Annotated in this window: 24 protein-coding genes; 12 read left to right on the top strand and 12 right to left on the bottom strand. The window is 61.5% G+C overall.

Going from position 1 to position 22,419, the window contains the following annotated elements:
- Positions 1–4: 4 nt before the first annotated feature.
- Both P3G66_RS16795 and P3G66_RS16790 read right to left on the bottom strand, forming a co-directional pair.
- A complete protein-coding gene (locus P3G66_RS16795; protein WP_276116886.1) occupies positions 5–916 on the bottom strand; it encodes an acetoacetate decarboxylase family protein in 912 nt (303 codons plus the stop codon).
- 125 nt (positions 917–1,041) lie between these two features.
- Positions 1,042–2,334: an NADH:flavin oxidoreductase/NADH oxidase family protein gene (locus tag P3G66_RS16790; protein WP_276116885.1), complete on the bottom strand. Its 1,293-nt coding sequence runs from the start codon at positions 2,332–2,334 to the stop codon at positions 1,042–1,044.
- 61 nt (positions 2,335–2,395) lie between these two features.
- Here P3G66_RS16790 and P3G66_RS16785 point away from each other — a divergent pair, with 61 nt between their 5' ends.
- Both P3G66_RS16785 and P3G66_RS16780 read left to right on the top strand, forming a co-directional pair.
- A complete protein-coding gene (locus tag P3G66_RS16785) occupies positions 2,396–2,971 on the top strand; it encodes a WHG domain-containing protein (protein ID WP_058039359.1) in 576 nt (191 codons plus the stop codon).
- 35 nt (positions 2,972–3,006) lie between these two features.
- Entirely contained in the window at positions 3,007–3,699 is a 693-nt protein-coding gene (locus P3G66_RS16780) for a type 1 glutamine amidotransferase domain-containing protein (RefSeq protein WP_081558664.1), read from the top strand.
- Between the two features lie 1,003 nt (positions 3,700–4,702).
- Here the strand turns inward: P3G66_RS16780 and P3G66_RS16775 are convergent.
- The 6 genes from P3G66_RS16775 to P3G66_RS16750 all read right to left on the bottom strand — a co-directional run bounded on the left by P3G66_RS16775 (position 4,703) and on the right by P3G66_RS16750 (position 10,752).
- On the bottom strand, positions 4,703–5,686 hold the full coding sequence (locus P3G66_RS16775) for a nitronate monooxygenase family protein (protein WP_276116884.1): 984 nt from the start codon (positions 5,684–5,686) through the stop codon (positions 4,703–4,705).
- An 80-nt stretch (positions 5,687–5,766) separates the two neighbouring features.
- Complete coding sequence (locus tag P3G66_RS16770) at positions 5,767–6,903, bottom strand: CoA transferase (RefSeq protein WP_050654931.1); 1,137 nt, start codon at positions 6,901–6,903, stop codon at positions 5,767–5,769.
- Positions 6,900–7,997, bottom strand: a complete 1,098-nt coding sequence (locus tag P3G66_RS16765) for a hypothetical protein (RefSeq protein ID WP_276116883.1) — start codon at positions 7,995–7,997, stop codon at positions 6,900–6,902. The genes P3G66_RS16770 and P3G66_RS16765 overlap by 4 nt, the downstream gene beginning before the upstream one ends.
- 50 nt (positions 7,998–8,047) lie before the next feature.
- Complete coding sequence (locus P3G66_RS16760) at positions 8,048–9,004, bottom strand: ABC transporter substrate-binding protein (RefSeq protein ID WP_003943065.1); 957 nt, start codon at positions 9,002–9,004, stop codon at positions 8,048–8,050.
- A gap of 90 nt (positions 9,005–9,094) precedes the next feature.
- Positions 9,095–9,868 carry an ABC transporter ATP-binding protein gene (locus P3G66_RS16755; RefSeq protein ID WP_231915889.1) on the bottom strand — a complete coding sequence of 258 codons (774 nt, stop codon included), beginning with the start codon at positions 9,866–9,868 and terminating at the stop codon, positions 9,095–9,097.
- An 11-nt stretch (positions 9,869–9,879) separates the two neighbouring features.
- Positions 9,880–10,752, bottom strand: coding sequence for an ABC transporter permease (locus P3G66_RS16750; protein WP_050654934.1), 873 nt, complete (start codon positions 10,750–10,752; stop codon positions 9,880–9,882).
- 234 nt (positions 10,753–10,986) lie between these two features.
- Here P3G66_RS16750 and P3G66_RS16745 point away from each other — a divergent pair, with 234 nt between their 5' ends.
- From P3G66_RS16745 to P3G66_RS16735, 3 genes are all read left to right on the top strand, one after another.
- Positions 10,987–11,877 (top strand): LysR family transcriptional regulator, encoded by an 891-nt coding sequence (locus tag P3G66_RS16745; RefSeq protein WP_007735587.1) that lies wholly within the window; start codon positions 10,987–10,989, stop codon positions 11,875–11,877.
- The gene (locus tag P3G66_RS16740; protein ID WP_050654935.1) at positions 11,874–12,800 is read left to right on the top strand and encodes a LysR family transcriptional regulator; all 927 of its coding nucleotides are present in this window, start codon (positions 11,874–11,876) and stop codon (positions 12,798–12,800) included. Before P3G66_RS16745 ends, P3G66_RS16740 begins: the two co-directional genes overlap by 4 nt.
- Positions 12,801–12,986: 186 nt before the next feature.
- Positions 12,987–13,847, top strand: coding sequence for an acetylxylan esterase (locus tag P3G66_RS16735; protein ID WP_276116882.1), 861 nt, complete (start codon positions 12,987–12,989; stop codon positions 13,845–13,847).
- Positions 13,848–13,910: 63 nt separating this feature from the next.
- Here the strand turns inward: P3G66_RS16735 and P3G66_RS16730 are convergent, their stop codons facing one another.
- Both P3G66_RS16730 and P3G66_RS16725 read right to left on the bottom strand, forming a co-directional pair.
- Complete coding sequence (locus P3G66_RS16730) at positions 13,911–14,399, bottom strand: hypothetical protein (protein ID WP_007735590.1); 489 nt, start codon at positions 14,397–14,399, stop codon at positions 13,911–13,913.
- A gap of 67 nt (positions 14,400–14,466) precedes the next feature.
- Positions 14,467–15,366, bottom strand: coding sequence for a LysR family transcriptional regulator (locus tag P3G66_RS16725; RefSeq protein ID WP_276116881.1), 900 nt, complete (start codon positions 15,364–15,366; stop codon positions 14,467–14,469).
- A 119-nt stretch (positions 15,367–15,485) separates the two neighbouring features.
- Here P3G66_RS16725 and P3G66_RS16720 point away from each other — a divergent pair, with 119 nt between their 5' ends.
- The 5 genes from P3G66_RS16720 (at position 15,486) to P3G66_RS16700 (ending at position 20,328) form a co-directional block, all read left to right on the top strand.
- A complete protein-coding gene (locus P3G66_RS16720) occupies positions 15,486–16,712 on the top strand; it encodes an MFS transporter (protein WP_276116880.1) in 1,227 nt (408 codons plus the stop codon).
- Between the two features lie 38 nt (positions 16,713–16,750).
- A complete protein-coding gene (locus P3G66_RS16715; RefSeq protein ID WP_276116879.1) occupies positions 16,751–18,211 on the top strand; it encodes an amidase in 1,461 nt (486 codons plus the stop codon).
- 54 nt (positions 18,212–18,265) lie between these two features.
- Complete coding sequence (locus P3G66_RS16710) at positions 18,266–18,784, top strand: MarR family transcriptional regulator (protein WP_276116878.1); 519 nt, start codon at positions 18,266–18,268, stop codon at positions 18,782–18,784.
- A gap of 121 nt (positions 18,785–18,905) precedes the next feature.
- Positions 18,906–19,406: a hypothetical protein gene (locus P3G66_RS16705; protein ID WP_050654940.1), complete on the top strand. Its 501-nt coding sequence runs from the start codon at positions 18,906–18,908 to the stop codon at positions 19,404–19,406.
- 10 nt (positions 19,407–19,416) lie between these two features.
- Positions 19,417–20,328 (top strand): NmrA family NAD(P)-binding protein, encoded by a 912-nt coding sequence (locus tag P3G66_RS16700; RefSeq protein WP_228232326.1) that lies wholly within the window; start codon positions 19,417–19,419, stop codon positions 20,326–20,328.
- 42 nt (positions 20,329–20,370) lie between these two features.
- Here the strand turns inward: P3G66_RS16700 and P3G66_RS16695 are convergent, their stop codons facing one another.
- Positions 20,371–20,616, bottom strand: coding sequence for a DUF3253 domain-containing protein (locus P3G66_RS16695; protein WP_050654941.1), 246 nt, complete (start codon positions 20,614–20,616; stop codon positions 20,371–20,373).
- A gap of 108 nt (positions 20,617–20,724) precedes the next feature.
- Here P3G66_RS16695 and P3G66_RS16690 point away from each other — a divergent pair, with 108 nt between their 5' ends.
- Both P3G66_RS16690 and P3G66_RS16685 read left to right on the top strand, forming a co-directional pair.
- Positions 20,725–21,351: a class I SAM-dependent methyltransferase gene (locus P3G66_RS16690; RefSeq protein ID WP_197494282.1), complete on the top strand. Its 627-nt coding sequence runs from the start codon at positions 20,725–20,727 to the stop codon at positions 21,349–21,351.
- A 141-nt stretch (positions 21,352–21,492) separates the two neighbouring features.
- Entirely contained in the window at positions 21,493–21,957 is a 465-nt protein-coding gene (locus tag P3G66_RS16685) for a hypothetical protein (protein WP_042922950.1), read from the top strand.
- A 21-nt stretch (positions 21,958–21,978) separates the two neighbouring features.
- Here P3G66_RS16685 and P3G66_RS16680 read toward each other — a convergent pair whose 3' ends face one another.
- Complete coding sequence (locus P3G66_RS16680) at positions 21,979–22,416, bottom strand: SRPBCC family protein (RefSeq protein ID WP_046379623.1); 438 nt, start codon at positions 22,414–22,416, stop codon at positions 21,979–21,981.
- Positions 22,417–22,419 lie beyond the last annotated feature (3 nt).

Raw genomic sequence — 22,419 nt, 5'->3', positions numbered from 1 at the left:
GGTGTCAGCGAACCGAGACCGGGACCGGCATGTGCAGAGCGGCCTGAGCCGAGGTGGTGGCATCGAATCTGATCGTGCGGATGGGCCGGAGTGCGCGTAGGTCGTCGGACATCCTGCCCTCGCCGAGAGTCAGATCGAATCCGCGAGGAAACAACGACGTTCCGCTGGCGAGGACGTTGGTTTGGTTGAGGGTCGAGTGCCAGGATCCGTCTCGCTTCGTGTACGAGGTGAGGGTGGAGACGTTCGTGCCTGTTTCGAACGTCTTCTGCTCCGGGGTGGGGGCGGAGAAGGCGATGTCGACGCCGCCGTCCGCGTTGGCGATGCGGGCCGTGGTGCGTGCCTGGTCGATGCCGACATCGAGATCGGTGACCCACTTGGGGAACCCGTACCCGTCATGGCCGCGCACCTGGGCGATGTCGGTGTTGACCGGAAGTGAGAGCACGTAGGAGTGCAGGTGATCGTCACCGAGGGCGGCAACCAGATCGGCAGCGGCTGTGGTGAGTCCGCCGTGGCGCGCCGGGCGAACCGCCACACCCACAGCCGCCTCGGTGTAGAAATCGATGTCGCACACGTCGTAGCGGAACGCCATCACTGACACCAGCCCGAACCCGGGTGCGATTTCCAGCGGCGCCAGCTCCTCTGGGATCCGCTTACGGATCGCCCTGCTCGGGGCCACCATGGTCAAACGCGCGGAGGACATCGCGTAGTAGAAGTTCGGCGTCCTTGTCGTGCCGATCGGCGATTGGACCTGCGTTTTCGGAAGCGTGCGGAAGAAGTCGACACTCGGGACCCGCGGGTCGGCGGCGACCTTGTCGAGCGGCACATCCATCCGGTAGCGGTCGAACAGGCCGTCCTTCGGGATTTCGACGGTCCGGCCGCCCAGATCGACCTTGACGGTTGTCGCTGTGTTCGTCATTTTCATGCTTCCGTTCGTTCTGTCGGCCATTCAATGTTTACATTGCTTACATCAGGCTAAGGGTGAATGTAAGCACTGTCAACACTGTCTGGGTTCGCCGCCGAAATGACGGGAAACTGTCCGCATTACCCGATCGAGGGGGTGCGGTGCTGTAACCAGCGGCGATACCGCCGGAGCGCGCGGCGCTGCAGCAGCTGCTCTTTCAATAGTGCGACCACAGGGCTGGCCGTCGGCCGCGTGGACTTGCCTCGGCCTAATCGTCGAAGCTGCTGTCGCACGCGAGCCATGCTCGCCGCCGACGCCATGGCCTTGTCCTTGATGGTCACCGGGGCTAATTCGACGGAGGCTGCGGCATCGAGGCGCCACCGATTCGGCAGATCGGGATCGATCGCCAACGCACTGCCCATGCCGACCAAATCCACACCGCTCGCCAGGACCTGCTCGGCAACAGGTCGCCGAACCACACCGCCGGTCACCATCAACGGCACCGGGCTGGCCTCGGCCAGTTCCTCTGCAAGAGTCAGAAAGTAGGCCTCCCGAGCGAGGGTGCGATCGTCCGGGCCTTGGCCGGTCATGGCCGGTGCTTCGTAGCTCCCTCCGGACAGTTCGACGACGTCGACACCGAGTGGTGCGAGCATGGCGATCACTTGCGCTGCGTCGTCGGAGTCGAATCCTCCGCGCTGGAAATCCGCGGAATTGAGTTTGACGGCAACCGTGAACGTCGGGTCGACAACCCTGCGCACTGTGCGGACGATGTCGAGGAGCAATCGCGCTCGGTTCTCTAGGGTGCCGCCCCATTCGTCGGTGCGCTGATTGACCAACGGAGAGAGAAACTGCGAGAGCAGATAGCCGTGTGCGGCATGGATTTCCACGCCGTCGAAACCAGCTTCCTCTGCGCGACGTGCTGTTGTTGCGAAACGGTTGACGGTGTCGTTGATCTGGAGGGCGGTCATGGCCTGGGGATGCGCAAATCGCTTGCTGTTCTTGCCGAGTTCGACGCGAGTGGCCGACGGAGACCATGCGACACCGGGCATGTCGGCTTGAATCTGCCGACCGGGGTGATTGATCTGCATCCACACTTTCGCACCTCCGCCCTGTGCGGCATCCGCCCATTCGCGGAACGGCCCGATTGGGGATTGTGCGTCGAGAACGACGCCGGCCGGCCCGGTCAGCGCCTCCGCGTGAACCATGACGTTGCCGGTGATGATCGTTCCCACCCCTCCTCGGCTCCAGCGGTGGTACAGCTCGAACAGCTCTTTGCCGGGGAGCTGTCCAGCTGCGGCCATGTTCTCCTCCATGGCTGCCTTGACCATCCGGTTGGGGAGTGTCGCCCCACTGGGAAGAGTGAACGGGGCGAAGACCGGAGAGACTGTGCTGTCAGTCTCCAACTTGTCGGGTGCAGGGTCGGTGAATGGCATCGGCGCTCCTGAATGCGGTATGTTTACATTGCTCACATGAGCGTAGAAAGGAAAGTTAACGGTGTCAACATCAGTCAAGGGTGGCTACCATCACGGTGATCTGAAGGCCTCGCTGCTGGCGTCGGCGATGCGCATGCTCGAGGCAGGTGAGCCGTTTTCGATGCGCGCGATCGCGCGCGAGGTCGGTGTGTCGGCGACTGCGCCGTACCGACATTTCGCTGATCGTGAAGCGCTCGAATCTGCTCTCGCCGCGCAAGGGTTGCGCGATCTGAAGGCGGACCTGACAGACGGCCGCGAGCTACCGTCGACGTCGGCGGATCTTGCCGAATTCGCAGTCGCCTACGTCGAGTTCGCGCTGCGGCGACCGGCGCTCTTCCGGTTGATGTTCGGCAACGAGTGCGACACGGGTAACGACGAGCGCGTGCAAGCGGCTGGAGAGATTCATCTGTTGATGCAGATGGGGATGACGCTTGTCTTTCCGGATGCGGATTCCGAGGCGTTGGCGTCGGCGGCATGGGCATTGGCGCACGGTTTGGCTTGTCTGCATCTCGACGGCAAAATGTCGACGGCCACGGCCGGTGAGGCTGCAGATCGGGTGCGAGCAGCTTTTGCTGCGATTCTGGCGGTACAAGGGTGAGATCCACTGACCAAAGCGATCGAGAGAAGAGTTCGATGACCAAGCGAATCTTGAACGTAGTCACCAACGTCGGCCACTACGACGATCCGTCTCATAAGACCGGGTTGTGGCTGTCCGAGCTCAGTCATGCCTGGCAGGTTTTCGACGACCACGGTTTCGAGCAGACTTTAGTCAGCCCCGAGGGCGGAGCGGTGCCCTTGGAACCGCGATCGCTCAAGTTCCCGAACTACGACAAGAGCGCAAAGGCATGGCGGTCCAACCCTGCTCGGATGGCGCTACTCGACTCCACCGCCAGCCCCGAACAGGTTGACTCCGCTGACTACGATGCGATCTTCTTCACCGGCGGGCATGCAGTCATGTACGACTTTCCCGGTAGCGAAGGTCTGCAACGCATCACCCGGGAAATCTTCGAACGCGGCGGGATCGTGTCGTCGGTGTGCCACGGGTACTGCGGACTTCTCGACACCACACTGTCCGACGGCAGCTACCTCATCGCCGGCCGCAAACTCACCGGATTCGCCTGGCGCGAGGAAAAACTCGCCCGCGTCGACAAACTCGTACCCTACAACGCCGAGGAAAAAGCCAAAGCGCGTGGCGCACTGTACGAAAAGGCGAAACTGCCCTTCGTGTCCTACGCAGTCGTCGACGGAAACCTCGTCACCGGCCAGAACCCAGGATCCGCAAAGGAAACCGCAGAGAAAATTGCAGACCTCCTGCTGAAGGCCTAGCGGAGCTGTCGATAGCGACCGTCCTGGACCGAACAGAGGGACGTCGAGATTGTGTGCTCAACGCAGATGACGACTAGCTGCCCGGCCCGACGTGCACGGTCTCGGTTGCGCCGTTGCCAAATCGCCCTGACTGACAGGGTTGCAGACCTTGTGGGATCTTTGGGACAGTTATAACAACGGTTTCGTCGGTGGTTCGGTGGTAACCCCGACCCACCGCTAGGGAACGGGCCCAGGTACGCGCCCGCGGTCCCTGAGTCCGGACAGTCGATACCGGTCGAGCGGGAGTAAAGGGTTGTTCTTGTTGCGGGGAATCAGGTTTGGCGCCGTTCGAGAGCGAACACAGAAAGATTTCATGCCGCGCATGTCTTGTACACCGATCACGTAGGGTTGTACTCGACGAACCGTTCGAAGGCGCTCTCCGCCTCTTTCCCTGTCAACAGGGTTGTGTTCACAGAAATCTTTTCACTTCCGATGGTCACCGTCGCCTCCCGATTGGCCAACATGTTCTCGGACCACGCTGGGTGGTACTCAGTCGAAGCCAAGAAGTGTCGGCGTGGCGTGGGGAAGCTACTTCGGACCGACGGTGATGTTATGCGCGTGCTGGCCGACTCATACCGAATCTGGATGTGCACAAGAACTATTGGAACTCTGGCAACAGTGCGTTGATCGCAATGGCGCGGGTGACAACAGGGTTGGTAGCACCATGGACACAACATTGAGTAGGTCGTGCTCGGTGCCGATCGAAATCCTTGCGGTTGTCACTCTGATGACCGCAAGCAATTCGGAGTACACCTCCTTTCCTCGTCCTGGCGTCAATGATCGTCGGGATGCACCCGAAACGATCGAGCGGCGACGGCGAGCCGCGAGGCGATCTGGAAGAGCTCCCCGTCACCGCACGACGCATCGAGGACGAGGTATCGGCGGGACGCGGGTCGACGAGCGCAACGGCAGGGGCATTCGCGAAGAACTGGCCGACGGTAGCGCCCAGTGGGTTCGGACGTAGTCAGGCGCTGAGAGGATCCAGGAGGCCGGTAAGCCGTCCGGCAATCAGTGCTTCGGACTCTGCGACAATACGTTCCACCAATTCACCCACTGTGGGGATGTCGTGAATCAATCCTTGCACAGTGCCAGCCGTCCAGATGCCAGCCTCCTGGTCGCCGCTGTCGAACACCGCTCGGCCCCGCGCACCGGCGACAAGATGTCGAACGTCTTCGAATTTGCCACCACTGGAGAGGATTTCGACAACTTCTTGGCTGATGCTGTTGCGTGCTACGCGAGCGGTATTGCGCAGTGACCTGAAAATCAGTTCCGTGTCGACCTCCGAGGCAGCGACTATCGCCTGCTTGATGTTGTGGTGAATCGGGGACTCCTCGGTACACATGAACCGGGTACCCATGTTGATGCCGTCGGCGCCGAGCGCGAGGGCCGCCACTAATCCTTGCCCATCGGCAAATCCACCGGACGCGATCATGGGAATGCTGATCCGCTCTGCTGCTGCAGCGATGAGGACGAGACCCGGTACGTCGTCTTCCCCTGGATGCCCGGCACATTCGAACCCGTCGATGCTGATGCCGTCGACGCCGAGGACTTGGGCTTTGGCCGCGTGGCGGACGCTGGTGCACTTGTGGAGAACCTTGATGCCTGCGCCGTGAAAGTGCGGCAGATGGGGCGCGGGAGACGATCCAGCTGTCTCGACGACTTTCACTCCGCAGTCGATGATCACGTTGCGATACTCATCGTAGGGCGGAGGTGTGATCGTCGGGAGGATTGTGAGGTTGACCCCGAAAGGTTGATCGGTGAGCTCGCGCGTTCGGGATATTTCTCGGGCAAGATCGTCAGGTGTCGGCTGTGTCAGGGCAGTGAGCATGCCGAGCGCGCCGGCGTTTGCAACTGCCGCTACGAGTTCTGCTCTCCCCACCCATTGCATGCCGCCCTGCACGATTGGGTGGCGAACTCCGAACGTCTCGGTAAATGCGGTGGTCAGCACTGGACATCTCCTCGATGGTGCATGGCTATCTGTTTGTCAGTTACGTTGGTGCAAAGTCAATTTCGACCCGAACGGCGCATTCAGCGCGTCGATGTTGTCCACTCGTTCAAGGCCGGAACCTGTGAAAGTTCAGTTCGTGCCATCGGAGGTTCGGCGCGATAGGGCATGGCAGGCGTCAAGTATTGTTCGCCACGTTCGTTGGTGCCGGGGATGAAGGTACGGTTCGCAACCACGTCGTCGGCGCGGATCACCTGGTCGTAGTCACGCACAAGTGCGGCAACCACTCCGGCCGCAGTGAGATGCTCAACCGCTTCCGCGGCGCTACGGTGGCACAGCTGCTTCTCGATCGTGGCGACGAGGTCAACACGGTTTTCCACGCGCAGCGCGTTGGTGGTGAACCTCGGGTCGTCGGCCAACTCGGGTAGGTCGATCGCCTTGCACAGTTCGATCCATGCGCGCGGTTGGTATCCGCTGATCACCAGCTCGCCGTCGGCGGCGCGAAAGACGTCTGCTGCCGGTGCGACGCTTGGTTGTCCGTTCCCTTTGCGACTCATGGGCTTTCCGGATACCTGCCACTCGATCCAGTTGGCGGTCTGCAAGTGGATTGCGACGTCCAGCAGGGAAACTCGGACGGACGATCCTTTGCCGGTGCGTTCGCGCCGCAGTAGCGCTGCCAGTACCGCTTGAGCGACAACGTAGCTCGTTGCATGATCTATGACCGGTGCGCCCACACGTTGTGGCGGGCTATCCGCCTCACCCGTCACCGACATCAGTCCGCTCTCTGCTTGCGCAGCGATGTCGAGCCCCGCGCGGGTAGCGGACGGGCCTTCCGCCCCGTACCCGCTCACCGAGACGGCGATGATTTCCGGTCGCAGGCGTTGGAGTTCGGCAGAGGAGAATCCCAATCGATCGAGGGTTCCCGGGCGAAGATTGTGCAGCAAGATGTCACTCGATGCGATCAGATCCCGAGCTCGCTGCAGATCGGCGGAGTCTTTGAGGTCGAGGCAGATTGAACGCTTTCCACGGTTGTACCCGTAGAAGATGCCGCGCGCGTAGTCGGCGTCGATTTGTCGGGCCGGTTCACCACCTGGAGGCTCGAGCTTGATGACCTCGGCGCCGAGATCGGACAACTGCTGCCCGGCGCTGGGTATTGCGATCAGTTGACCGATCTCCACTACTCGGACACCTGCCAACGGCAGGTCTACTTCGTCGGTCATCGAATGATCTCCACATGAGGCGAAGTGACATCCTCAGCGGGCTCCAGGCAGCGCGCCAACAAGATGCCTTCGGTGTGGTTGCAGGGGTTCAATCGATTTCTGTCACCTTCTACTCCCCCGATTCGGATCGTCACGGTTCCATCGTCATTGCGCTCGAAGTGCGCGTCGTTGAGATTGACGGTGTGGTCGCGGTACTCGAAGGACTCGAACCAGTGGTTGTACAGCATCACTCCGAAGTAGGTGCAGTCCGGGAGAGTGAATGTAATATCCACGGCAGTAGCATCTTTCAGTGACCACCAGCCGGCAACGTATTGGTTGGAGCTGGTGCCGTAGAAGTCTCCCCACCCTCGCTGCTCCGAGGTCACGCGAATCTCGTTAGGAGACTGACTGAGTGTTTCGATGAGCTGAAGACTGCGTCGAAGGCTCACGTCCATGCCACGCGCAAGTTTCGTCAGGCGCTGGACCAGCCACGCCGTGTCGAGATCGGGGCGTGCACCAGGCGGCGGACCGAGGCGCTCGATGTGGAGAACAGGATCGATCTCCGCGTTACGCGTCTTGTGATACACACGCACTACTACGTCGAAGCAGCGCTCATCCAGCCGAATGCCGCTGCGCCCCTCCAGCTCTTGTGCGACGAAGATCTCGAAGTTGCCGTCCGCGTCACACACCTTGTCGTCGATGACGATGTTGTCGGCGACCCGGTCGATCCCAGACGCGCCGACGCGATTGGCGAGGACGGCGACGTACGGCACTGTGCCACGGTTACCGTGAATTCGGTACGTTTCTTTGGGGTCGATCATCGCAGTCCAGTAGTCGACGTCGATGCCGTCTCCCCAGAACTTTCGCAACGGTGACATCAGAGTGAAGAGTTCAGGCCGGAGTACGTCTTGGCGCTCGACGTTCATCTCGGCGAGGTATCCGAACAGACGAAGTGCGTGCCGTACACCTTCGGCGCTGTCCAGCGGCGATCCGGTAGCGGCAGCGGTCGAACCGAATGTCGCAAGGCTGTCGGTGACTGCAGACCAAGCCTCGGTGAGCTGCCGGCGATCGTGCTGGGACTCGGATTGTGTTGACTGGTCAGCGAGTTGTGTCATCGTTTCTTCTCTTTCGTGGTAGACGAACTGGATTGTGTATGGGGCGTTGGTCAGCAGAGGGGGTCGAAAGGAACGTCTGCGTCGGACTTGCCCGAGGTCTGGTTGTTCACCCATCTGACGTTCTGGGTCCATCGGTCGGCCGAAATCTGCACAGGCCAGAGACTCTTCTGCGAAGCCCACACCTGGTTGGCTTTGTCAGCAGGAACATTCATTCGCTCGGTGAGAAGTTGAGCTCCTGCTTGCTCGTTCGCAGGATCGGCTATCCACCCTGCTGCGGCCTCGAGCGCCGCACACACGGGGGCAGCAGCATCGGATTCAGCGAATGTGGCTGTCGTGACGAGCACCGTGCCCAGGCCGTATGAACTCACGCCGTCAGAGCCCACCGGGTCTACTTCTGTAATCGCCGTCATCGGTATTCCTTGAGCATCGAATACGGCCTGGCTGGCAGCGGTGAGAACGGCGGCATCGATGTCGCCCTTTCGTGCGAGTGGTATCTGACTCGCGGTGGGTGCCGCTGCGATGAATTGCACCGTGGAGGCGTCGATGTTTCGTTCTGCGAGAAGCTGATTGACGAATTGCTCGGCCGCGCCGCCACGTGACGGTATGGCGATCCGCTTGCCGGGCAAATCCTCGATGGTGGTGATGCCGCTGTCTTTCGTCACGGCGATGGCAAGATCGATCGACCCGTACGGGGACAGTGGCCGCAGACTCTGCCCTTGCTCTATGGCCGGCACGACGGTTCCGGGTGCACCGACCGCGAGATCGGTTGTGCCGCCGATGAGACCGCTGATGAGTTCGGGCCCGTTCTTTCCGTCGATGAGCTCGACGTGGAGGCCTTCCTTGTCGAACATTCCTTGTTGGACAGCGACGTAGACAGGCAGGGACAAAGCACTCGCAGGGTAGACCCCGATGGCGACGCTACCGTCGTTCGGACGCCCTCCCCCTCCACACGCGGAAAGCAGTAGGGCTGCTGCAATGACTGTGCCGACAAAAGGTCGAAGTTTCATGGGATTCCTGTTCCTTGATGGCTGGGCGCATCAGAAATCAAGCTGAGTTGGCAGGGCACATCAGTAATCAAGCTGAGTTGGCTGGGCACATCAGTGGTCGAGCTGACCACGCAGCCGATTGAAGATTTCGATGTATCGAGGTTCGGCGGTGAGGGTTTCGAGTTCGCGGGGGCGTTCGATGTCAATGCTGACGTCGTCGATCACTCGGCCGGCCCCGAGCAGCAGAACGCGGTCGGAGAGACAGATGGCTTCGCCGAGGTCGTGGGTTACGAAGATGACCGTCCGGCCTACCTGGGATTGCCAAAGCTCGAGGAATTCTCGCTGTACTTCGACTCGGGTTTGCGCATCGAGGGCGGCAAAGGGTTCGTCCATCAACAAGATGTCCGGATCCAGTGCCCACGTTCGGGCCAACGCGACACGCTGGCGCATCCCTTGGGAGAGTTGCCAAGTCCACAGCTGTGACGCCTCGGACATTTGAACGGCCGCAAGCCAGCGCGCTGATTGAGTTCGTCTCTCCGCCTTGGGTACTCCCCTTAATTCGAGACCGTACTCGACGTTCTTCTGCGCTGTTCGCCACGGGAACAGCGCATCTCGGGCCATCATGAAGCCCATCCGGGAACGAGCGTCGAATGGTGTTGTGCCGAGGACTTCGGTTTTGCCTTCCGTCGCGTCCACCAATCCAGCGAGCGCGTTGAGCAGAGTGGTCTTTCCGCAACCGCTCCTGCCGACCAGGCTGACGAACTGTCCGCGAGGGATGGTGAGGTCGAGATTGTCGACCACAGTTTTCGCCGACCCGTCGGGCGAGGGGAAGGATATCGTCAGTCCGTCGAGTTGGACTGCGGGTGTAATCACTTTGGTATCCATGATGATTCCTGTCATCGTCGAGCCGGCGGCTGCCACCGAAGGAGGTAGCGCTCGGCGAAGTTCATGGCCTGGTTGAGGACGACTGCGACGATTGCGAGAAGTATGAGGATCGCGTAGACCGCTTCCATCCGGAACTGGGCCGAGTAGATCGACACAAGCTGGCCCAGCCCGTCTCGTGACGAGATCAGTTCCGAACCGACAACGCCAAGTAGCGAATAGATCAGCCCCAACCGAAGACCGGCAAAAATGCCAGGTGTTGCGACGGGGAGGAGGATGTGCCAGAACACCTGTGTCTTACTGGCATTCAGGACAGTGGATAGTCGGAGCCATTCGTCGTCCACCGACTTCACACCGGCTCGTGCACTCGAGCAGACGATGAAGAAGACAAGTGTGAACGCGAGAGCGACCTTCGCCGTCATCGTGATCCCGAAGATGACGATAAGCAGAGGCGCCAGCGCAAGACGTGGCATGGCATTCGCCGCATCCAGGAACGGATTCATGATGCGTTCGAGGGTCGGAAGCAGTCCGAGAGAGAGTCCGACCGCTACCCCGACTGCGCTAGCGAGGATCCACGCGATCACGACGGCAGTCATCGTGGCACGCAAGTTCGACGAAATCTCGCCCGACTGCACCGCTGCGGTGAAGTAGGCCCAGGCCTCGCCTGGCGTTTTGGCCAGAACTGGCTCGATCCAACCTTGCGATGCGACGAGCTGCCACGCTCCGAGTAGGACCAGAAGCAGCGCGACCTGGGCCAGTCGTACCCCGATGATGAGTCGCGTACCGGATCGACGCTGTCGAGCGGGCTTCGGCTCAGAGCGCGCCCGCCTCACGGAACGGGGTGACGTAGCACCGGATGGCGAACTTGCGGTGATGGTTTCGGTCATTTCGGCGCCTCCTCCGTAGTGCTCGCAGGCGGCGATAGGTGCTCGACAAAAGCAGACGGGTGCCTCTGGTCGAAGCTCCCCGGGTTGTTGCTCACTGCGTTCATATGTGAAGCAGATCACGGGATTCTTCTTCCCGTCTACGCCACATTCGAGAGGTATGCCATAGGGTTTCCCTATGTCTGACGGGCGCAAAATCGGGCGCGCGCGAGGACTGCCAGGAGAAGGGAACCCCGAATGGACCGGCGTCATCTGGAATACTTTCTCGCCCTTGCTGATCGGGGCAGCATTTCCGCTGCGGCTCGCGGACTGGGGGTCAGCCAGCCGACGATCTCGGAGGCTCTGGCCAGGATGGAGAAAGAGTGCGGCCTGACGCTCGTCCGCCGTGGCTCGCGGGGAGTCACCCTGACCGACGCTGGACGCGATCTCACAGGTCCGGCGGCCCAAGTACTTCGGGCATACCGGGATTTGGATCACGCTTTGCATCCATTGAACGTCGTGCAGCGGGGTCGGCTGACGGTCGTGTGTCCGCGAACACTGGCGCGTGATCCAGCGGCCACGGCCCTGGGTGCGTTCAAAAGAAAGTTTCCGAACGTTGCGGTGACGATGCTCAGCAACGACACCGACGGAATCGGAACGGTGGTCGCCTCGGGTCAGGCTGATATTGGGCTCGGGGTGGACGAGGTGTTCGACGAGGGCGTTGAACGTATCCTTCTCGGCCGGCAACAAATCGTTGCGCTGGTGCCGGCCGCACGAAGTGAAGGCGAGGGGGCAGCGGCGTTGACGGATCTGTTGCGAATCGGATTGATCACCAGCCCGCGTGACGATGTCACTCGGCGACTGTTGGCGGAACGCCTGGGCGAAGGCACTGTGGACGAGGCGGTGGTTGCGGAGACTATCTCTGTGGCTTCGATGATCCCACTTGTACGCGCGGGAGTCGGCGTCGCTTTCCTTCCCGAATCTGTCGCCGATACAGTCGGAGAAGGTGTGGTGCTGTGTCGTACTCGGCCCCCGCTCACTCGTGATATCTGGATGTTCCACGGTTCGACGCCATCGCCTGCGGCACAAGCGTTTATCGAGACGACCAGCCGATTACGTGACGAAGGTGGAATGGGGAACGCCGGATGAGCAAGTTCGGAGAGTCCGCCACCCCGCGAATCGATCCGCGGCAGCTACAAGACTTCCTTGCCGTCGTCGAACACGGCAGTATCACGGCGGCAGCGGCAAATCAGTTCACGGGAACATCGAGCGTCTCTCAATCAATTGCGCGGCTCGAAAGACGGGTCGGAGGACGGCTTTTCAATCGAGGCCGGACCGGCGCGACGCTGACTGCGCGCGGACGGAATCTCATCGATCCAGCACGCGAAGCGCTGGCCGCGCTCGACCGATTAGTGGTCGAGCGCGAGTTCTTACTGTCAGCAGTCCCCCACCTCAGTGTTGCCACGACAGCGAGCCTTGCGGACGATCCCGCAGCGGTACTGCTCGGAGCGCTGCGCACGGAGGTGCCGAACCTGAGGATCACCATCTCGGATCCGCCTGGGTCGTCCGTGGCCGATGCGATTCACCCGGTCATGGCAGGCACCGCTGACGTGGCAATAATGGAGTCGCTGCCCACCGGTGTTCCCGGGACGCGCACGGTGCGCCTTCCGGACCACAAGTTGCGGCTCGTCTGCCCGCCCGGTACCCCGCCACCGGTGGACGGGGTATTCATCGGCGAAGATCTCATGCGCATCGGCTTGGTTGTCGCACCACGGTTCGAAACTTCCGATGTCTATCGCCATCTGCGGTCGATCGAACCGCGAATCGACCACGCATTCGTGATGAGGTCACAGCACCGCGATGCCTTCGCGGATTTCGCGTACGAAGGGATCGGTGCTGTCATCCTCGAACTCTCCAGTGCCGAGCGAGCATCCGAACGCGGGTGCACTGTGGGCGAGATATTCGAACTGCCACCACGGAAGATCGCAGCCGTGGCAAGGGACGGCCAGAACACGCAGATCGTCGAACATTTCCTACGGCTGTGTGCCGAGCAATCCGCGCGGAAGCCGTAGGCCGAGGCGATCTCGACCTTGCGCTCTGGGTATTCGCGTCGCCCGGGCATCCACCGAGAACGATGATTTTGTCCACAGACACAACACTTCTGGGATAGTCCGTTTCCTGAAACAAAGCCGACGGGTTGCCTTCCCGTGAATATGTAATACACGTCACTCCGGATCAACTTCGAAAGGTTGACTTTCATGCGAAAGTCTCTGAAACATTTCGTGAATGCTGCAGCGGCGGTTGCGTTGTGCGCGACGCTAGGACTCACGGGCGCAACCGGAACAGCGGCTGCCGATGTGCCCGGCATCCCGAGCGTCGGGCACGATTGGGCGAGTGCAGGGCCGTACACGCCGAACGTCTCGATCGGGCTGGTGCACACTCTGTACTACCCGCGCCAGCTCGGCGCGCGCGGCGAGAAGCACCCTGTTGTGATCTGGGGGAACGGGACCGGTGTGCTCCCCGGTGCGTACACCTCCTTGTTGCGCCACTACGCCAGCCACGGATTCATCGTGGTCGCCGCCAATACACCGGCAAGCAATTTCGCCATCACCATGCGGTCGGGAATCGACCTCATCGCGGACAAAGCGGCCAGCCCGTCGAGTGTCTTCTACGGCAAAGTCGACCTGGAACACATTGGTGCGGTGGGGCACTCGCAGGGCGGGTCTGCGGCGATCAACGCGGCGATCGACGACCGCGTCGACACCGCCGTCGCGATCCAACCAGGCCCGCTCAATGATGTCGATCTCATCGACGAGCCGGTTCTCTATCTGGCCGGCCAGGCCGACGCAATCGTTTGGCCGGCGATCGTGCGGGCGATGTACGAGGACGCAGACCACGTGCCTGCCGAGTATCTGGAACTGCGCGGCGCCACGCACTTCGGTACGGCGATCAACGGCGGCGATATGCGCGGGCCGAGCACGGCGTGGCTGCGGTACTGGCTACTTGACGATCCGAACGCTCGCACCGAGTTCTTCGGAGCGAGCTGTGGATACTGCACTGACACCCAGCAGTTCTCCGATTTCGACCGCAACGATCTGGCCATGCAGATCCCGGGGTGACGGTCAGATCCGGAGTTGTCGAAGACGAACAGCCTTCCAATCAGGTCGGCGGAGTTGCGAAGCTCAGATGACGACGTAGCCGTACATCCGTTCGCCCTGAGCCACAGCTCTGGTCGCTAGTTCGGCGAAGGCGGTCAGGAACGGCACTGAGTCCTCCGACGGTTCACTCGTCTCGTCGATTGCCCAGGCCGCCGCAGCGGCGGCGACACCGTCAGCGTTCAATTCCGCTAGTGCATCGCGTAATTCGTCGGTAACCGTGAGCACGAGGGTGTCGCCGTCGTCGCTCATCGCGACGAGTTTCCCGCAGCGTGGACCTTTTGCAACTTCGTCGTAGGGGCGAGCGGTGAGGGCTGCTTCCAGTCGGCCGAGCGCGACAACTGGATCGACGCCTTTCGCCTGCAGAACTGGAGTCCCACTCGCAGCCAACTGGACCCGCGGGCGAGAAGCTGCGTTCGCCTCCATCACCTCTGGTTCCAAGTCGACGAGTCCCGCGAGGGCAGAGGTGGCATGCTCATCCGTGCGCGCGGTGAAGTAGTCGGTGATCGCAGACATGGCGCGATCATCTCACACACGATGCATCTCAATGCCCCGGACTCCTTCCGCGACTTACTGATCGACGTCAGGAGGGACAGGTGTGCGCTTCCTCGATCGCTTTCGCGAAAGCGCGAAGTCGTGGGCTTTCGAGATCGGTACGCCACACGAGACCCAAAGCAGATTCGGGTAATCCGTTGATCGGTACGAATGTGATGTCCGAGCGCTGGCTGTATGCAGCGGTCGCAGCGCAGAGGATGAGGCCGACCTGACTGAATGCGACCTGCGACAGGCCTTCCTGAACGGTGCTCGCCCCACCCTGCGTGGGAATCGTGGCTCCGCCCGGCGTTGTGCTCGGGGAATTCACACGCTGCCAATAGTCGGGGGCGGGGCCGGTGATGGGTACCAGGCAGATCTGCGCCAACTGCTCGGCGTCGATCACGCCCAGTTCGCTGAACGGGTGATGGACTGAGACGGCGAGGGTCTGGGGCTGTCGAGAAAAGACGAGCCCGGTTGTCAGTTCCGGCTCATCTACGGGGAGAAGGGCCACTGCCGCATCGATTCGCCCGGCGAGTACATCACTGAACGGATCACCCAGGGGTAATTCTTTGATGGTCACGCATGTTTGCGGATGTTGTATTTCGAAACGAGAGACAGCAGCCGCGATCGAATCGTAAATTGCTCCTTGGAAACCCACCCGAAGCCGCGCCGGCATGTTCCGTGCTCTTGACTGAGCGTCCTCGATTACTCCGACAAGCGCACGATGCGCGGGAGCCAACGACGCAAGAAAATCGGCACCGAATTCAGTCAGGTGCACGCGGCGACTGGTGCGCGCCACCAGGCTCGTGCCGATACGACGCTCCAACGCGCTGATCAGCTGACTCACTCGGCTCTGGGAGATGAACAGCCGCTCGCCGGTGCGACCGAAGTGCAGTTCTTCAGCGAGAACGAGGAAGCACTCGATCTCACGCATCGGGGGCTCCGACATTTTCACTCCGACCCTGGACTCATTCGACCACTCCATCATGGCTCATCGATGACTTGAGCTAATGGTTGGATGAGCGATTCGCCGTTGATCCGGTGACCTGCGAGGGCTTCTCTGGTTACATGCCCCACTCTGCATCCGCACAGAACAGCGCTGCGCCCACCTCCTCCACCCGCGCACACAGCGTCGAGAACCATTGGGCTGCCGTCGCCCTGATCGCAGCGTCCACATTCATCGTTGTCGCGGCGGAGATGATGCCCGTCGGACTTCTTACCCCTATCGGTGCCAGCCTGGTGGAGAGCGAAGGCACCATCGGGCTCTCGCTGGCCATCACCGGATTGGTGGCAGCGGCCACTGCCCCGTTCGTGCCCGTCGTGACCCGCCGCTTTGATCGTCGGTCGACGCTCGTCGTCTTGATGCTGTTAGTCGCAGCGGCGAACGCCCTCACGGCCCTTTCGCCGAGTTTCGTTGTCCTCGCTGTGGCTCGCGTCCTTCTAGGCGTGAGCATGGGCGGAGTCTGGGCACTCGCCGCAAGCCTGGCTCCCAGGTTGGTGGAGACCAGATCCGTCGGGTTGGCGACCACGATCATCTTCAGCGGAATCGCTGTTGCCTCAGTTCTCGGTGTCCCTGCTGGGACGTATATCGGGGCAGTCGCCGGATGGAGCGTGGCGTTCTGGACTCTCAGCTGCGCCGCGACGCTGATCGCGATCGCCATGATCGCTGTCCTACCCACGATGCCAGCTGATCGGGCCTTGTCGCTCGGGAGTCTCGTGGCGGCCTTTCGGAACCCAGGAGTCCGGGTCGGATTTGCGATTACTGCGCTCATCGTCACCGCTCATTTCGCGGCGTACACCTATGTGCGTCCGGGGCTGGAGTTCTTCGCGGGGTTGAACGCTTCGCAGGTCGGCACAATGCTCCTGATCTACGGTGCATTCGGTGTCGTCGGCAACTTCATCGCCGGGCCGTCCGCTGCAAAGTCCCCGAAGGCGGTGGTCGTCAGCCTCAGCGTGGGAGTAGCGATCACCCTTGCCCTGTTCCCGATCTCGGCTACCACCTTGATCACAGCTGCTCTGCTCATGGCGGCTTGGGGCCTCTTCTACGGTGGTGTATCGGTGAGTACTCAAACATGGATCGCACAAGCCGCTCCCGTTCACCGAGAGGCCGCTGCGGCTCTGTGGGTTGCAGTCTTCAATGCAAGCATCGCCCTCGGCGCGTTCGCGGGTGGACGCATTCATGACCACTCCGGTTCCGAAACGGTCTTCTGGATAGCCGCGGGAATCGCCACTCTCGCAATGCTGCTCGCCACATTCCGCAATCCCGTCGCGGCAAAGCGCGAACTGACAACCTAGCCGCCTACACAAACCTTCATAGAGGCAGGACCACAGATATGCGCCAGACACCCGTTTCAACCTTCATGGATGTGACCGAGATGCTCGAACGCTACCGGGACAAATCGCTGTCTCCGGTGGAGGTACTCGAGTCCACCATCGAACGTATCGAGGCGCTCAACCCGACCTTGAATGCAGTGGGACACACTTTCTTCGATGCGGCACGGGCGCAAGCGAAGTCAGTGGAACGCCACTACGCCCGCGGTTCGGATGTCAGCCTTCCGCTCGCCGGTGTTCCCGTTGTGGTGAAAGAGGATGAACCGGTACAAGGCCAACCGTGGACTCAAGGGTCCAAGGTCTATGAGGACTTGATCGCCACCCACACTTCGACTTTCGTGCAGCGGATCGTCGACGCCGGTGCCATCGTCCACGCGCGATCGACGGCACCCGAATTCTCCTCGGCCGCGTTCACACAGTCCGAGTTGTGGGGCGTCACTCGCAATCCGTGGAACACGAAATACTCCTCCGGCGGGTCTTCCGGTGGATCGGCAGTCGCACTTGCCACCGGTATGACGCACTTGGCTACCGGTTCCGATGTTGCAGGTTCGATCCGAACTCCGTCGTCACTCAACGGAATTGTCGGGTTCAAGCCACCGCACGGCCGTGTCCCCGTTGATCCGCCCTTCAATCTCGATCGCTACTGCCACTGCGGTCCGATGGCTCGCACCGTAAGTGATTGCCTCACACTGCAGTCGGTCATCGCGGGACCGAGCTCCACTGACATTGCCTCGCATGTGCCGGCATCGCCGCTGCCCGGCCTCGCAACGCATTCGTTGACAGGAATGCGTATCGCCGTGATCCCCGCGTTGGGTGACTGGCCGGTTGATCCGGACGTTGCCGCCAACACCGCCAAGTTGGTGGACACCCTCACTGCGCTGGGCGCACGCGCGGAGATCATCGAAGTCGACTTGTCACGCGCTGCAATCATGCGTGCGGCCGCCATTCACTACGATCACGTGTTCGGTGCATCGATCTCCGCCGAAGCGTCCGCGCACCCCGACAAAGTCACGGAGTACGCGAAGGAATTCGCGCGATGGGCACGCCGCACCCGTGGTGACGCGACTTTCCTCGACGGACTCGCGATCGAAGCCGAACTGTATTCGTCGATCGGATCCCTGTTCGACACCTATGACGCGTTGATCACTCCGGCAGTGGCGACGGAGGGCTTTCTTGCCGGCGACGACTACGTGGGGCACGGAATCAATGTGGCTGGAACAGAATTGGAGTTCTACCTCGAGGCTGTACCGGCCATCACCTTCAACATCCTGAGTAGCTGCCCGGTGCTGACAATCCCCACAGGTTTCGCTCGGAACGGAATCCCCACGGGCACACAGATAGTTACGCGACCGTACGACGACCAGACGGCCTTTGCGATTGGGCTCGCCCTCGAGAAGGTCCTGCCGTATCCCGGCAATCACCCGGACTCCCATGCGGCCCCGCAGGTATTGTTCGGCGTTTGAAGCTAGCTCTGGTGGAGGGTTGACCAGAATGTAGTTAGGTGCCATATTAGTTGCATGGCAGTGGACGGAACCGATCACGACTCACCCACGTTGGATCAGGCGCGGCGGCAGTTGGAGCACTACGGCCTCGGGTCCGATCCGCAGGCTGTGCTGGTTGCGGTGCGGCTGATCTCGGCGGGCGCGCGGCTCGGTCGAGCAACCGAGGTTCACTTCGCGAGGTATGGACTGTCGACCGGCCGTTACCGACTGCTTGCGGATCTGGAAGACCACGACGGGGAGAAATCTCCCTCGCGACTGGCCGCTGATCTCGGCGTCTCGCGAGCCACGGTCACCGGCTTGGTCGATGGGCTCGAGCAGGAGGGTTTGGTCGCTCGACGTCAGTCCGCGGAGGACGGGCGTGGTGCGGTGGTCGTCCTGACTGCTCGTGGCGCTCAGCGGTTACGTGACATGGCGCCCGAACACTTTGCTCGTCTCGAGGAAATGGTCGACGAGCTCACTGTCGACGAGCGAGCGGTTTTTTTGGATCTGCTCTCGCGGGTCGTTCGCGGTATCGGTGCGCTGACTGCGGAGTAGTCGGCTGGGATTCCAAGTATTCGCGTAGCGATTCGAATCGTCGTCAATTCTCGACAGAGACTTCTCTTTTCATGCCCAAATAGTTAGCCACCTAATTATAATCGGAAAGTTGGTCTCCTTCATGTCCGGACTCACCCCACCGATCCGTCGCGAAAACAAAAGGGAGATAACCGATTCCAATCGACTCGACTCGGTTGCCGATCGTCGCGGCGCACGACCTTTCATCCTGTGGAGAGAGGTGCTGGTCGCCTACCTTGCCCCCGCGCTGATGGCGGGTGCGGGCGGAGTCGCATCCGGCCAATCGGGCCTCACGACGGCGGCATTTACGTCCATTGCGGGCACGTCGGCAGTGGTGGCGTTGCTGATCGGCTCCTGGTTGCAGCGCCGCGCAGGGTCACGACCGTGGACCACGACACTGCCTCGCGTCATGGTGGCGGCAATTCTTGCCGTCGGAGCCGCTGTGATTGCTGGTCTCGTCGGGTGGTTCGCCTCCCGTTGGCTACCAGCACACACGAGCATCGTCGATGCCGCTTGGCTTGCTCGCCTGCAACTCGATCTGCCGATATCTGCCGCGGTCGCTGCCGTCATCGTGAGCTGGCGATGGCGCCGTCAGAATCCCTGACCGACAACACATGTCAAAGATCCCCGGCTTCCCGGGGAAGACCGAAAGGAACACGATGATCGTCATCATGGGAGCGTCCGGAACCACAGGCGGCGCGTTGCTACGCAGTCTCGCATCCTCGGGTGTGCCGAGCCGAGCGCTGTCCCGCGACCCGGACAGGCTGCGCGCCCACCTCGGCGACTTGGCCGACGGTTTGGTCGAAGTAGTGTCGGCCGATGCCGCAGACTCAACTTCGCTACGCACGGCTTTCGAAGGGGCTGAACAACTTTTCCTTGCCATGGCCAACGGACTCGAACAGGTCGAGCTCGAAACGCGTGTGATCGACATCGCCGCCGAGAGCGGCGTCGAACACATCGTCAAGATCTCCGATCCCGCCGCCGCGACCGACTCCCCCATCGCTCTCTCCCGTGGCCACCATGCCGTCGGCGAACACCTGCGCGCATCCGGGATCCGCCACACTCTGCTCCGCCCCTATGCGTTCATGCAGAATCTGTTGCTCCTGGCTCCGGCGGTGGCTGCGCAAGGGGTGATTCTGGGCGCGATGCGGGACGCGCCGTGCAACTGGATCGACTGCCGAGATATCGGTGACGTCGCCGCGGCCGTGCTCACACGCGCCGACCTCGCCGGCGGTACCTACGTCCTGACGGGTAGCGAGGCAGTCGGCTACGGCGGCATCGCCGATTCTCTGACCCGCATGCTCGATCGCCCCGTCCAATATATCGACCTGCCACCGCACGAACTGCGGCAAAACCTCGTCGATCATGCCCACATGCCTCCGTGGCTGGCCGAGCACATTCTGGAGATCCAGCAACTTGCCGTCTCGCGCCCGGAGTCACCCACCGACACGGTGGCACGTGTCCTGGGGCGTGAGCCACGAAGCCTGGATGCGTTCCTGCGTGAGCATCTGGACCGTTTCCGCTGATTCACGCTGCGAGAGCAGCGCCGCCAGAAGTCACGCGGTTGATCAACGAGCCCACCGAATCCTGATCGGACCTCGTACGGATTCCGGGTCGACGACTTCGCCGCCCTGGGTGATCTGCACTTCGCCGTCGGCCACCATGTGGCGGGCAGCCTCTCGGACGGATTCCATCAGCGGACGCCAATTGTCGGGTGCCGCTGCGCGGGCCACGTCGGAGGGGCAGATGCTCGACTCGGCCGATCGGGCACTGAGTAGTTCGCGGATCTTCGCCGCCAGTTCTTTCTCTTCCACCGTATGACCTCAGTTTCCGGTCGTGACCGTAGGCCTTCAACAGAGTATGAACCTTCGGTTCGGCGAGTTGCGGCGAAGGAATGGTGCACATCGATAATTATTGACGGCGTGGAGAATTCGAGTGCAACGCGCCGCGACGTAGTCCGAAAGTCGTATTCGGCCAGATCCCAGGAGTACACGGACCTCTTCGGCTCGATGGATTCGACGCACGTATCTGATCGGGCACTGGTGACCAGCTGGGCCGCCACTTTGACCGGCCCCGTACTCGACGCCGGGTGCGGGCCGGGGCAGTGGACAGACTTCCTGGCCCAGAGCGGGCTGGCTGTGAGCGGGATCGATCTAGTGCCCGAGTTCGTCGAACGAGCCCGCACCCGATACCCCGATCTCTCGTTCGAGGTCGGGGGCTTCGAGGCATTGGACGCGAAAACGAATTCACTGGGCGGCGTGCTGTCCTGGTACTCGCTCATTCACCATCACCCGCAAGATATCGAGGCACCGCTCGCTGAATTCGCGCGCGTGATCCGCCCAGGTGGTGGGTTGCTGGTGGGCTTCTTCGAAGGCACAACGGTAGAGCCTTTTGATCATGCCGCGACGACTGGTTATCGATGGCCGGTGACCGAACTTGCCGAGGTGCTGGTCACAGCGGGCTTCGACGTGATCGAGACCCATACCCGGACGGGGAGCGGCTACAGGCCGCACGGCGCAATCACTGCCAACCGGCGCGGCGTCGAATAGCGGATCGAGACAGCGGATCGAGACAGCGGATCGAGACAGGGCGAGCAATTCTCTTTCATTCATTTCGTGTGAGTGGTGTGCTGGATGAGTCACTCCCCGGCTTTTTCAGCACCGGATCATCCACAGTTGAAAGAAGGCGCCATGACCACGATTCATCTTCACAAGACGACCACTGCGACGCCCGAACAGGTCCTTGCCGGCCTGACCGACTTCGGTCCGGGCCGTGAGGAAATCTTCGGCCGCAGTGCGGACAGCTACCTGAAAGTGCACAAACAAGGACCCCACGATGCTGATGTCACCGAGGGCTCCAGTGGTATCTGGGAGCGTCTGCACTACGACTGGACCGACCCGCACCGCGTCGTGATGACAACCACCGACTCCAACCTGTGGGGCGGGGCGTCGAGCCATACCTACACGCTGACCCGGCAGCCGACGGGCCTGACCGATGTCGATGCCGTCGTGGTCCGGGACGGCAAGAACCTCAAGGGAAAGCTCCTGGCGTCGGTACTCGGACTCGTCGGCACCCAAGTGCTGGGAAAGTCGTTCACGAAGTCCATCGACGCCATCGAAGCTCGCAACGGTGGCGCGAGCGGCGGCAACCCATAGTGACAGGAACCTGACGGACGGTCAGAGCGCTTCGAGGGCTTCCGTCATCTTCTTCACCGTCTCCGGTGCCACTTTGGCTTCGAATCCCGCCTTCAGGAGAGGCGACGCAATCTTGGCGGCACCGTTGAACTCGACGTTCGCGTGATATTCGATCTCGGTCGAGTTCGGACTCACTGAAGTCAAGGTGATGTCGTCGGTACTGGTGGCAGTCTTGTTCTTTCCTTCGAGAACAACGTGATTCAGCTCGTCGGTCACCAGCGTGTACGTCAGTTCCGTGGTGACGCCGAACAGCTTGGACACGTTGTGCCACTGGGTTCCGACGCCGACAGGACCGTCGGAGATCTGCGTGCAGCTCTCGGTGCCCGGATCCCACGTCGGCGCATTGGCGAAGTCGCGGAGAAACGCCGCAGCCTTTTCGATCGGTACCTCGGCGGTGAATTTGCGGGTGACGTCAACCATGCG

Source organism: Rhodococcus sp. C3V (assembly GCF_029269915.1).
Classification (GTDB): Bacteria; Actinomycetota; Actinomycetes; order Mycobacteriales; family Mycobacteriaceae; genus Rhodococcus_F; species Rhodococcus_F qingshengii.
This window is presented reverse-complemented; position numbering and strand designations above follow the sequence as displayed.